This window comes from Micromonospora sp. NPDC005171, from assembly GCF_040608575.1.
GTDB lineage: Bacteria > Actinomycetota > Actinomycetes > Mycobacteriales > Micromonosporaceae > Micromonospora.
Genome location: NZ_JBEXIM010000044.1, coordinates 1 through 11,920 on the forward strand (window position 1 = coordinate 1; position 11,920 = coordinate 11,920).

The 11,920-nt window shown below is 71.8% G+C and carries 9 protein-coding genes; 3 read left to right on the top strand and 6 right to left on the bottom strand.

The features are described 5' to 3' along the window. Positions 1-63: 63 nt before the first annotated feature. The 4 genes from abc-f to ABZU74_RS29815 form a co-directional block, all read right to left on the bottom strand. The gene (abc-f, locus tag ABZU74_RS29800) at positions 64-1,701 is read right to left on the bottom strand and encodes a ribosomal protection-like ABC-F family protein (RefSeq protein ID WP_355430727.1); all 1,638 of its coding nucleotides are present in this window, start codon (positions 1,699-1,701) and stop codon (positions 64-66) included. A gap of 355 nt (positions 1,702-2,056) precedes the next feature. After that, positions 2,057-2,257, bottom strand: a complete 201-nt coding sequence (locus ABZU74_RS29805) for a hypothetical protein (protein WP_355430730.1) — start codon at positions 2,255-2,257, stop codon at positions 2,057-2,059. A gap of 97 nt (positions 2,258-2,354) precedes the next feature. Next, a complete protein-coding gene (locus ABZU74_RS29810; protein ID WP_355430733.1) occupies positions 2,355-3,050 on the bottom strand; it encodes a response regulator in 696 nt (231 codons plus the stop codon). Further along, positions 3,047-4,633 (bottom strand): sensor histidine kinase, encoded by a 1,587-nt coding sequence (locus ABZU74_RS29815; protein ID WP_355430736.1) that lies wholly within the window; start codon positions 4,631-4,633, stop codon positions 3,047-3,049. The genes ABZU74_RS29810 and ABZU74_RS29815 overlap by 4 nt, the downstream gene beginning before the upstream one ends. A 96-nt stretch (positions 4,634-4,729) precedes the next feature. Here ABZU74_RS29815 and ABZU74_RS29820 point away from each other — a divergent pair, with 96 nt between their 5' ends. Then, a complete protein-coding gene (locus ABZU74_RS29820) occupies positions 4,730-6,115 on the top strand; it encodes a cation:dicarboxylase symporter family transporter (RefSeq protein ID WP_355430739.1) in 1,386 nt (461 codons plus the stop codon). Between the two features lie 166 nt (positions 6,116-6,281). Here ABZU74_RS29820 and ABZU74_RS29825 read toward each other — a convergent pair whose 3' ends face one another. Both ABZU74_RS29825 and ABZU74_RS29830 read right to left on the bottom strand, forming a co-directional pair. Further along, positions 6,282-7,154, bottom strand: coding sequence for a DUF4231 domain-containing protein (locus ABZU74_RS29825; protein WP_355430742.1), 873 nt, complete (start codon positions 7,152-7,154; stop codon positions 6,282-6,284). A 127-nt stretch (positions 7,155-7,281) separates the two neighbouring features. Beyond that, a complete protein-coding gene (locus ABZU74_RS29830) occupies positions 7,282-7,920 on the bottom strand; it encodes a hypothetical protein (RefSeq protein WP_355430745.1) in 639 nt (212 codons plus the stop codon). 181 nt (positions 7,921-8,101) lie between these two features. On the opposite strand from ABZU74_RS29830, the gene ABZU74_RS29835 reads away from it, so the two are divergent. Both ABZU74_RS29835 and ABZU74_RS29840 read left to right on the top strand, forming a co-directional pair. Then, positions 8,102-9,514: an FAD-dependent oxidoreductase gene (locus ABZU74_RS29835; RefSeq protein WP_355430748.1), complete on the top strand. Its 1,413-nt coding sequence runs from the start codon at positions 8,102-8,104 to the stop codon at positions 9,512-9,514. A gap of 87 nt (positions 9,515-9,601) precedes the next feature. Continuing rightward, complete coding sequence (locus tag ABZU74_RS29840; RefSeq protein ID WP_355430751.1) at positions 9,602-11,791, top strand: FUSC family protein; 2,190 nt, start codon at positions 9,602-9,604, stop codon at positions 11,789-11,791. Positions 11,792-11,920 lie beyond the last annotated feature (129 nt).

Consider the following 11,920-nt stretch of genomic DNA (forward strand, 5'->3'; position numbering starts at 1 on the left):
GTGTTCAAACGTGCGGGGACCGGGCCGGGGCCGGGCCGGCGTGCGCCGGCCGGACCGCCAGGCTCAGCCTCGGTCGGGGGCGCTGATCTCCCGCAGTTGGCCGTCGGCCAACCGCAACCAGCGCTGCACGCCGATCTCGGCGAGGAACCGTTCGTCGTGGCTGACCACCACGAACGCACCCTGGTACGCGGACAGCGCGCTCTCCAACTGCCCGACGCTGACCAGGTCCAGGTTGTTCGTCGGCTCGTCGAGCAGCAGCAGTTGCGGCGCCGGTTCGGCGCAGAGCACACAGGCGAGAGTGGCGCGCAGCCGTTCGCCGCCGGAGAGCACCCCGACCGGCAGGTTCACCCGGGCACCCCGGAACAGGAACCGGGCCAGCAGGTTCATCCGCTTGGCGTCCGGCAGGTTCGGCGCGTACGCGGCGAAGTTCTCCGCCACCGTACGGTCGAGGTCCAGCAGGTCCAGCCGCTGCGACAGGTACGCGATCCGCCCGTCGGCCCGCCGGATCTCACCGCCGGCCGGCTCCAGGTCACCCTGGACCAGGCGCAGCAGGGTCGACTTGCCGACGCCGTTCGCTCCGGTGAGCGCGATCCGTTCCGGCCCCCGGATCACCAGGTCGGCGCCGTCGCCGCCGAACAGCTCCCGGTCGTCGAAGCGTGCCCGCATCCCGTGGCCGGAGAAGACCGTGCGACCGCCCGGGACGGTGGTGTCCGGCAGGTCGACGGTGATCCGGTCCTCGTCGCGTACCGCTCGCCCCGCCTCGTCGAGTCGGGCCTTGGCCTGCCCGAGCCGGCCGGCGTGCGTCTCCTGCGCCTTGCCCGCCGACTCCTGCGCGCTGCGCTTGAGACCGCCCGCCACGATCCGGGCCAGGCCCGCGTTCTTCAGGTTCTTGGCGGCGTTGCTGGCCCGTCGGTCGGCGCGTTCTCGGGCCTGCTGCATCTCCCGCTTCTCCCGCTTGACCTCCTGCTCGGCGTTGCGCAGGTTGCTCTCGGCCACCTCCCGCGCCGCCTGCACCGCCTCGGTGTACGCGGTGAAGTTGCCCCCGTACCAGCGGATCTCACCCCGGTCCAGCTCGGCGATGCGGTCCATCCGGTCCAGCAGCTCCCGGTCGTGGCTGACCAGCAGCAGGCAGCCGGACCAGTCGGTGAGCACGTCGTAGAGCTTGTGCCGTGCCTCCAGGTCCAGGTTGTTCGTCGGCTCGTCGAGCAGCAGCACGTCCGGCCGGCGCAGCAGTTGCGCCGCCAGGCCGAGGGAGACCACCTGGCCGCCGCTGAGGGTGTGCAGCCGCCGGTCGAGTGACAGCTCACCGAGGCCGAGCCGGTCCAGCTCGGCGTGGGTGCGCTCCTCGATGTCCCAGTCGTCGCCGATGGTGGCGAAGTGTTCCTCGCTGGCGTCGCCGGCCTCGATGGCATGCAGTGCCGCGATCCGCTCGGCCACACCGAGCACCTGCGCCACGCTGAGATCACCGGCCAGGGGCAGCGTCTGCGGAAGGTAGCCGAGCAGGCCGTCGACGGTGACGCTGCCGCCGCTGGGCCGCAGCTCCCCGGCGATCAGCCGCAGCAGTGTGCTCTTGCCGGCGCCGTTGGGCGCGACCAGGCCGGTGCGGCCGCCCGGCACTGTGAAGGACAGCTCCGAGAAGACCGGGGTGTCGTCCGGCCAGGAGAAGGACAGATTCGAGCAGACAATGAACGCATCAGACATGCGAGTGACCTCAAAGGGTGGGGTGGGCGCGCCTAGGCCGCCCGACGACAACGGGAACCGGTGGAACGACGGCATGGCCACGGCGGCTGCGCCTACGCGCGCCGGACCGATGGCCGAACATGTCCGGTCTCACCCGGAGATGTCGTCGTCACCCGCCATGTCTGGTCTCCCTGGTCGTGCCACTAACCCAACTAGGCAAGTCTAACAACGGATCTTCACCCCGCCACCGGATTCCCGGCCAGGTGCAGCTTCGCAGACTGGACAGCGATGCTCGCTGGTGCCGAAGCTAGGACACGTCGAAGAGACGTAGCCCGTCGTACTCAGCGAAGTCGGCGAGTGTCCAGAACGACAAGGCTCATGCGGCGCCGGCCCGCCGAGAGGTGTACAGGTCGGCGAGGAACTCATCCAGTTCCTCGTCCGACTCGAAGAGGTCCGGACGCGCCAGGTCGTCCACCGAGGCGATGGGTTGAATGCCCTGACGACGGGCCAGTTCCTCGGCCGGCACGTGCTCAGCCGCCGGCCACTCGGGCGTCCGTTCGGCATTGCTCGACGTCACGGCCCACCTCCGGGTATCGGTTCGACGTCGATTCTCCCACTTCCACCATCGGCGGGCGGCATCTCGCGGCCGGTGTCGGGGCGGAGTCATGCCCCGCTCAGCGAGGGCGGTACTCGACCTCGGGGCGGCCGGGGGTGCCGTAGCGGGGCGTTCGGGCGGCGCGGTCGACCGTGACCAGATACTCCAGGTAACGGCGGGCGGTCACCCGGGAGATTCCGGTCAACGCGCTCACCTCGGTCGCGGACAGCCCGACCTCCGCGCGGGTGCCGTCGGTGAGCGCGGCGCGTACCCGGTCGAGGGTGTGCGCGTCGAGCCCCTTGGGCAGGCTGTGCCCGGCGGTGCCGCGCAGGGTGGCGAACATCTGGTCCACCTCGTGCTGGGCGGTGACCTCGCCGTCGGCGAGCGCCTGGGCGCGGTAGTCGGCGTACCGCTCCAGCTTGTCGCGGAACGCGGCGAACGTGAACGGTTTGAGCAGGTAGTGGGTCACCCCGAGGGACACGGCGGTGCGTACCACCGCCAGGTCCCGCGCGGAGGTCACCGCGAGCACGTCGACGCTGCTGCCGGCCGCGCGCAGCGCCCGGCAGACGTCCAGGCCGTGCAGGTCGGGCAGCCGAAAATCAAGGAGTACGAGGTCCACGTCGCCGCCGTCGTTCGCGCGCAGGGCCGCCATCGCCGCCCGCGCGGTGTGCGCCACCCCGACCACCACGAAACCGGGAACCCGTTCGGTGTACGCGCTGTGCGCCTCGGCCAGCAGCGGCTCGTCCTCGACGACAAGCACGCGGATGTCCGTCACGACCGCTCGCTTCTGCCCGGCAGCCGGACGGTGAACAGGCTGCCGCCGTCGTCCGAGCGACCCACCTCGGCGCTGCCGCCGTGCCGTCGCACCACCTGCCCGACCAGCGCCAGGCCGAGGCCCCGGCCGGTGCTCTTGGTGGACCAGCCGCGCCGGAACGCGTCGGCGACCCGCTCCGGTGCCAGCCCGGGGCCGCTGTCGGCGACCCGGACCACCAGCTCGTCGTCGGCTGCGCCGACGAAGACCCGCACCCGGCGTGGCGGCGGCGTGCCGGCCACCGCCTCCAGGGCGTTGTCGACCAGGTTGCCGACCACGGTGAGCAGGTCGCCGGTCGGAAGCGGGCTGTCGTCGAGGCGGCAGTCCGGCTCGATGACCAGGTCGACCCCGCGCTCGCCGGCCTGTGCGGACTTGCCGAGCAGCAGGGCGGCCAACGCCGGCTCGGTGACCGCGCCGACCACCCGGTCGGTCAGCTGTTGGGCGAGGGCCAGGTCCCGGGTGCCGAGCCGGAGGGCCTCGTCGGCGCGGCCCAGCTCCACCAGGGTCAGCACTGTGTGCAACCGGTTGGCCGACTCGTGCGTCTGCGCCTGCAACGCCTCGGTCAGCGCCCGCACCGAATCCAGCTCGCTGGCCAGCGTGCGCAGCTCGGTCTGGTCGCGCAGGGTCAGCACGGTGCCGAGCACCGCGCCCTCGAAGCGGGTGGTCCGCTGGTTGGCGACAAGCACCCGGTCGCCGGCGAGGATCGGCTCGTCACGGGCGTCCCGCCCGGAGTCGAGCAGCTCGGCCACCGCGGGCGGCAGGTCGATCCCGGCCACCGGCTGATCGATCACCGGCGTGTCCGCGTCGAGCCCCAACAGCCGGCGGCCCTCGTCGTTCACGAGCGCCACCCGACGATCGGTGGTCAGCACGACGAGACCTTCGCGCACCGAGTGCAGGACGGCGTCGTAGTACTCGTACATCCGGGTCATCTGCGCCGGCCCCAGGCCGTGCGTCTGGCGGCGGAGCCGGCGGCTGAGCAGCCAGGAGCCCATCGCGGCGAGCGCCAGAGCCGGTGCCGCCACACCGAAGAGCACCGGCAACTGGCCGAGCAGCTTACGGTCGATCGCGCGGGTCGTGATGCCCACCGACACCAGACCGACGAGGCGTCGCTGCTCGTCGTAGACCGGAACGACGGCGCGCACCGACTCGCCGAGCGTGCCGACGTTTGTGGTGGTGAACGGGCGGCCCGCCAGGGCGGGCCCGATCTCGCCGACGAACGGCTCGCCGATCCGGTCCCGGGTCGGGTGCGAGAAACGGGTGCGGTCGGGGGCCATCACCACCACGAAGTCGGTGCCGGTGGCCAGCCGGGTCGATTCGGCGTACGGCTGGAGGACGCTTGCCGGGTCGGCGGTGGTGAGGGCCGCCCGGACGTCGGGGGAGCGGGCCACTGTCTGCGCCACCGCGAGCACCTCCTCCTGCGCGGCCTGGCGGGAGTCGCTGCGGGCCAGCCAGACGGCGCCCGCCGCGCCGGCCAGCACGAGCAGCGTCACCACCATTGCCTGGAGGGCGAAGAGTTGCCCCGCGATGCTCCACTGGCGTCGGGCCACCCCGTCACCTCCTTGTCGCGCCACCGCTGTGGCCATCGCGGTGAACAGAATGACCGCAAGGCTGTCAACGGGTGAGACGCGCTTCACATTGTCGACATGGACACCACCACATCCGCCACCACCCCGGCTCCGGCGGTCCGCCGGGACCGTACCCGTTACCTGTATCTGGCCGTCATCGTGGCCGTCGTCGCCGGCATCGTGGTCGGCCTGGTCGCCCCCGATTTCGGCAAGGAACTCAAGCCGATCGGCACCGGCTTCGTCAACCTGATCAAGATGATGATCAGCCCGGTCATCTTCTGCACCATCGTGCTCGGCGTCGGCTCCGTCCGGCAGGCCGCGAAGGTCGGCAAGGTCGGCGGCCTGGCCCTCGGCTACTTCCTGACCATGTCGACTGTCGCGCTCGCCATCGGCCTGGTCGTCGGCAACCTCATCCACCCCGGCTCCGGCCTGAATCTCGGCCCGGACCTCGCCGGCTCCGGCAAGGCCGCCGCCGGTGACGAGGCCGCCGGTACGGCGGACTTCCTGCTCGGGATCATCCCGACGACGTTGCTCTCCTCGCTGACCGAGGGCAAGGTGCTCCAGACGCTGCTTGTCGCCCTGCTGGTCGGCTTCGCCGTCCAGGCCATGGGCCGGCGGGGTGAGCCGGTGCTCAGCGCCATCACCGTCATCCAGCGGGTCGTCTTCAAGGTCCTCGCCATGATCATGTGGCTGGCGCCGATCGGCGCGTTCGGCGCGATGGCCGCCGTGGTCGGAGCGACGGGCGTGGACGCCCTCAAGAGCCTCGCCCAGATCATGGTGGGCTTCTACGTCACCTGCCTGATCTTCGTGCTGGTCTTCCTGGGCGCGCTGCTGTGGTCCGTGGCCCGGGTCTCGATCTTCTCGCTGCTGCGTTACCTGGGCCGGGAGTTCCTGCTGATCCTGTCCACCTCGTCGTCGGAGTCGGCGCTGCCGCGGTTGATCGCCAAGATGGAGCACTTCGGTGTGAGCAAGCCCGTCGTCGGCATCACGGTGCCCACCGGCTACTCGTTCAACCTGGACGGCACGGCGATTTACCTGACCATGGCGTCGCTGTTCATCGCCGACGCGCTGGGCAAGCCGTTGGCCATCGGCGAGCAGATCTCACTGCTGCTGTTCATGATCATCGCGTCGAAGGGTGCCGCCGGGGTCACCGGCGCCGGGCTGGCCACGCTGGCCGGCGGCCTCCAGTCACACCGGCCGGACCTCGTCGACGGGGTCGGGCTGATCGTCGGCATCGACCGGTTCATGTCGGAGGCTCGGGCGCTGACCAACTTCGCCGGCAACGCCGTGGCGACAGTGCTGGTGGGAACCTGGACCGGAGAGTTCGACAGGGAGCGGGCGGCCGCGGTGCTGAGCGGCAACGACCCGTTCGACGAGGCGACGATGCTCGACGAGCACGACGACGACCAGGCGGAGTCCCGCCCCGACGAGAAGGCAGCGGCGCCTGCCGGAGCGCCGGCCTGATTCACGACGTGAGACCGGGGTCGGGGCGGCGCTGGCTGCCCCGACCCCGGTCCACGCCGTGATCCACTCCGTTGCCGGAAAGCCGGGGCATCCGAGCCACAGCGACAGCGCGACTTCCGGAAGACCGAGTCGATCCGCGGGTAGCGGGCGCCGAGAGTGGGAGGCGTCAGCGTCGCCGTGCTCGCCACATCGTGTGTTCCCTGGAGATCGCCGTCTCGGTGTCGTTGACGAACCGGGACAGCTCGGCTTCCGAGCTGATCCGCGTGGACAGCGAGCCCATGGCGGCAAGCTCCTGACTCGCCAGGGCGTAGGCCGTCGCCACCGCGCCATGTTGCCGTGTCTGCGTCCAGGCCGCGCCGGCCGCCACCGCCGCGGCGGCCACTCCGAGCAGGTCGAGGTCGGTCAGCCCGGCGGCCCTCGACACGGCCAGGGTGACCCCGACTATCTCCAGCACGAGCATGCTGACCGACCAGCGGGTTGCCCGTGCCCGATTCGACAGCGACCGCTCGGCGTACCAGGCTCGCTGGGCCTCCAGACGACCGGTCAGGTACGCGGCGCGGCGGTCTTCAAGGGAGGCGGAACGCAGTGACAGCATTCCTTGCGTGATTTGTTGCCCCGCCACTGCGGGGGCCGCCAACCCGGCGGCTGACATGTCTCGGGTCAAGCCCAACAATCGGTCGGTGAATTCGTCGACGCCGGCCGAATCGCTCTGCGATCGGGGAAAGGGATCAGCTGCGACGGTGAATCGCCACGTGAGTGACTTGATGGATTCGGAGAGGGCCCTGCCGACGTACCACCGCTCGTTGGGGCGATTGGTGAGGAGGAAGACCTCGACGATCGAGGTGGCGGCGAACGCGCCCGCCGCGAGCGCAGGGCCCAGTGTGACACTGTCGAGCTTCCACGTGACGACTCCCGCGACCGCGGCCACCAGAAGCAGGGACAGCCGCAGCGCGATCAAGGTCGCGTACACGCGTTGGCCGCGCTGCGACTCGTAGGACACGGCGCGCTGAAACGGGGGAAGGTCCTCGGCCGTCAGCATGTCGTTGACCTCTCGACAGAACGTCCAGGGCATCGGCGGGGGTGAACAGCGATCTCCGCCAGCAGTCGGTACGCAGGTTGTCGATAGTAGACGCCGCCGTCCACTCCGACCGGCCGAGCGCGCGGGGCTAGGGCGTGGTGGTCTCGTCGCAGGGGGCACCGATGCCGAGGTTGACGCGGTCGTCCCGGCCGTCCGACGTGATGATGAGCGGTACGCAGGCGGCCTGCGCGACCCAGGTGCCACCGACGAAGGCCAGCCACTGGGCCTGCCCACCCTCCGGCGTGCAGGCGTGCACCCTGGCGGTCCTCGCGGGCGTGCTGGTGCCACCCCAGCCAAGTCGGGCCTTGTCCTGCCAGTCGGGTGCCACCCGCAGGTCGACGACCTTGCCCGCGCGGACGACGAGCCCCCATTTGGCGAACAGTCGCGCCGCCGGATCGGCCTTCCCAGAATCCTCCGTCGACATCACGCGGGCGTCGGGCACCGCCACGTCTTTCCCCACCAGCCGGTAGCCCGTCGGCGGTGCCGCCAGGGCATCGACCGATGCCGTGCACGGCGGCCGGCCACCGCTGGCATCCGTCGACGACGCCGTGCCGTTGGCCGGCCGGGTGGTGGGCTGGCGCGACTCGTCTCCCGGCGTGCAGGCGAAGAGGACCACCACCAGGCAGAGGAAGCCCCACCATGCGATCGGCCTGGTCCGGCTGCCCACCCCGGGCTCCGGAAGGCCCGGGGCACGAAGGGTCCGGGTCGCGCCGGCATGCGCGCTCATCCGATATTCATAGCTGGTGGCCGGACCCGGCGCGACCCTCGTCAGCGGAGCCCGCCGCGGATCTGGCCAGCGCGTCCGGGTGCCAACCAGAAGCGGCGGGCCAATTGGGCGCTGACGACGAGGGCTGCGGTGGTTACGGTCGTGGATGCCGAGCTTTCCCGACCGTTCGAGGAGTGATCGCATGCCCCCCTCTCCGTCCCGGCTCTTCGCCGAGCTAGCGACGGCCGAACGACCGGCCGAGACCAGAGTGGTCATGCGACGTGCGGTGGTGCTCGGTGGCAGCATGGCCGGGTTGCTGGCGGCCCGGGTGTTGAGCGACCACGCCGACGAAGTGCTGATCATCGAACGGGACCCGTCCGACGTCGACGCCGGGCCACGCCCGGGTGTGCCCCAGGGCAGTCAGGTGCACGCGCTGCTGCCCGCCGGTCAGGTCCAGTTGGAGCGCTGGTTCCCCGGCATCGCCGACGAGGCGCTCGCGCTCGGCGCCCCGCCGCCGCCGAGCGACCCGAGCACGGCGAAGGTCTTCGTGAACGGCATGTTGGGCCTGCCGCCCGCGCCGACCGGCACCGGGCCGGCGCTGATCACCACACGTCCGTTCCTGGAGGCGCTGGTCCGGGGGCGCACCCTCGCCGTCGACAACATCCGGATGGTGTACGGCCGGGCGGAGGGCCTGCTCTTCGACGATCGGCGGGTCACCGGCGCCCGGTACCTGCCCGAGGGGGGCACCGAGCCCGTCGTCGAAGCGGCCGACCTGGTGGTCGACGCGATGGGGCGGTCCAGCCGGTTGAGCGACTGGCTGGCCGAGCACGGGTGGCCGCGCCCGCCGATGCACCGCATGCCGATCAAACTGAACTACGCCACGGCGCTCTTCAGGCGCGACGAGGAGGTCAGCGACGCCTGGGTGGCGGTCTTCCACACCATGGCGGGCAAGGGGCGTACCGCCCGCATCGGTGGAATCAACTCGGTCGAGGGGGACCGCTGGATCATGCTGGTGGCCGGGTACGACGGGGACCGGCCCAGCCGCGACGTCGCCGACTTCACCGCCCGCTGCCGGGAGCACTACCCGCAGATGTTCGGTGACATCGCCGAACACGGGGAGATGCTCGGTGGGGTGGTCACGTACCACCAGGCGGACAGCCGACGCCGCGACTTCCACAAGCTCGACCGGCTGCCCGCCGGGCTGGTCGCCGCCGGCGACGCTGTCGCTTCCTTCAACCCGGTGTACGGCCAGGGCATGACCTCCGCGGCGCTGCACGCCTCCTGCCTGTCGAGGTACCTGCGGTCCGGTCCGAAGCCGCACGACGAGCCCGCGCGGGCGTACTTCGACCAGGTCCGCGTGGTGGTCGACGCCGCCTGGCAGATCTCCACCACCGCCGACATCGAGCTGCCGCACGTCGACGGGCCCTACCCACCCGGTTACAAGGTCACCAAGTGGTTCGGGGACCTGCTCTTCCGGGCGTCGTTGACCGACCCGGTGCTCAACGCCCGGCTGGGTCGGGTCACCACCATGCTCGACCATCCGGCCTCCCTGAGCCGTCCGGGCACCCTGTTCCGGGCCCTCCGACTCGGTCTGCTCGGCAGCACCCGACGGTGATTCGTCGCCAAACCCGCCGCCCCCGCCGGGGCGCGGTGGAAAATGGTGGGCCGGGGAGGGGTGCTGCGACGAACCGGGGGAGCGGGCGTGCTCGGAACCAGCCTCCTTGGCCGGCTTCGTCGCCGTGACCCGGGCGACGCCATCCTGCGACGCGCGGCCCGGCTGACGCTCGTCGCCTCCGTCGTCTTCTACGGCTGCCGGTACGGGGCGGGCAGTTCGACGCTCGCCACCTACGGGTTGTTCGGCACCATCGCCGCCGGGTCGTTCGCGCAGCTGCCCGGTCCGGCGCCGCAACGGGCGCGGATCCTGGTGTCCTCGCTGCCAGCGGTGTGGGCGCTGATCACTGTGGGTTCGCTGTTGGCGTGGAGCACCTGGGCGGCCGCCGCCGGCATGCTCGTCGTCGGGTTCGTGGTGGCGTTCGCCGGGGTCGGCAACCCGCGCCTGGTGGGGTTGGCGAGCGCGTTCCAACTCTTCTACATCCTGGCGTCGTTCCCGCCGTACCAGCCGGGCACCCTGCCGGAACGACTCGGTGGGGTGACCCTCGCCGTCGTGCTACTGGCCGCCGCCGACGTGTTCCTCTGGCCCGACCCGGTGCCGGTCTCCTACCGGCAGCGCCTCGCCGAGGCGGCCGACGGCGTCGCCGCCCTCCTCGACGCCGCCGCCGAGCGGTTGACCGACCCGCACGCCGCTGCGGGCGGCCGGGACAATCGGCGCGAGCGGGCGTACGACGTGGTGGCGGCGATCGAGTTGAACCGCAGCCCTCCAGCGTGGGCGCCCACCGCGGCGGGCGCTCAGGACCGGGCGTTGCGGATCTGCGCGGCCGCGTTACGGGAGGTGCTCGCCGAGGCGGACCGGCTGGCGACGGAAGCCCCGCCGGAACCGATCCCGGATCTGACCGCGGCGCGTCTGCTGCGCTCGTGCGCGGACATGACCCGCGCCACCGGCCGGAGCCTGTCCCCGGGGGGCCCGGCGGTAGCCCCCGCCGACCTGGACGTGGCGGTCGGACGAGCCGAGGCGGCGTACCCGGTGGGAGAGGGTCAGGTCCGCGACGCGGCCGACGTACCCCGGTTGTGTCGGGACGCGACCGCGCTGGCCCTCGCGGACCAGGTGCGGGTCTTCGCCGTCGGTTCCCGGGTGGCCACCGGCGCGCGGCTCGACGGCGACGACGCCTCCTCGGGGCTGTTCGAGTACACCCGGCACAGCCCGTGGACGCTGTACTGGTGGCAGTTCCGCTCCCACCTGGCGCCGCGCTCGGCCCACCTGCACAGCTCACTGCGGCTGGCCGTGGCGCTCGCCATCGCCCGGGTGGCCGCCGGAGTGTTGCAGCTGACCCACGGATTCTGGGTGCTGCTGGCCACCCTCACCGTCCTGCGCACCTCGGCCTCCGACACCCGCACCGCGCTGCGGCCGGCCGTGCTGGGCACGATCGTCGGCGCGGTGGTCAGCGGCGGGGTGATGTTCGTCGTCGACGAGCCGATCGTGTACGCCGTCGTCCTGCCGATCACCCTGCTGCTGGCCTTCGGTGTTGGTCGCCTGCTCGGTCCGGTGTGGCAGCAGGCGCTCTTCACCCTGCTGCTGACTGTCGTCTTCGCCCAGCTGAGCCCGGCAGGGTGGCGGCTCGCCGAGGCCCGCCTCGTCGACGTGCTGCTCGGCGCGGTGATCGGCGTGCTCGCCGGGGTGGCCATGTGGCCGCGCGGCGCGGTCCACGACCTGCGGCACAACGCCGCCGGCTACCTGTCGGCGAACGCGGACGCGGTCGAACAGACGGTCCAGGCGATCCTCGGCGACGCTCCGCCACCCGAGGGTGCCCTCAACCGGGTTCGTCGGCGGATGGTCCTGATCGACTCGTCGTACTGCCAGTACCACTCCGAGCGGCACGATCCACACCGTCAGCAGGTGAACTGGGATGCCGTGCTGAGCGCCGGGCACCACGTCATGCCGGGCGCGGAGTCGCTGCTGCGGCGCAACCCGCCAGGCTGTCTCGCCAGCTGGCCCGAGGCGGTGGCGTTCCTGCGGGACTCCGCCGGGCGCCTGCGGTCGGCGTACGACGCCCTCGCCGACGAGGTCGCCAGCGGCCGGACCTCGGCCTGGACGCCGGTGTCGAGCAGCTGCGTCGACCAGCTGGACCGGATCCGTCCGCTCCTCGGCGAGGCCGACGGTCAGTCGGTCCGGCACCTGGTGGAGGTGGACAGGTGGCTCGCCGGCCTCGCCGACAGTCTCGCCCGCGCCCGCCCGCCTGTTGCCGATGAGTCGGTCGGGCCCCGCCGGAAGCCGTGACGCCGGAGTCGCCCGTCGCCGTGCGCGGAAGGATGCTGGTGAGGGCCATCCCGCAGAGTCATCACGCCCTCGGGAAACCGTCTGCCCGCGCCGGAAGCCCGCCGGGGTCACGGGAGGAAACGCGCGGTC

What these genes read in the sequence shown, in the direction of transcription:
- abc-f (WP_355430727.1), bottom strand. Translation starts at nt 1,701, where the DNA reads ATGTCTGATGCGTTCATTGTCTGCTCGAATCTGTCCTTCTCCTGGCCG.
- ABZU74_RS29820 (WP_355430739.1), top strand. Translation starts at nt 4,730, where the DNA reads ATGGACACCACCACATCCGCCACCACCCCGGCTCCGGCGGTCCGCCGG.
- ABZU74_RS29825 (WP_355430742.1), bottom strand. Translation starts at nt 7,154, where the DNA reads ATGCTGACGGCCGAGGACCTTCCCCCGTTTCAGCGCGCCGTGTCCTAC.
- ABZU74_RS29830 (WP_355430745.1), bottom strand. Translation starts at nt 7,920, where the DNA reads ATGAGCGCGCATGCCGGCGCGACCCGGACCCTTCGTGCCCCGGGCCTT.
- ABZU74_RS29835 (WP_355430748.1), top strand. Translation starts at nt 8,102, where the DNA reads ATGCCCCCCTCTCCGTCCCGGCTCTTCGCCGAGCTAGCGACGGCCGAA.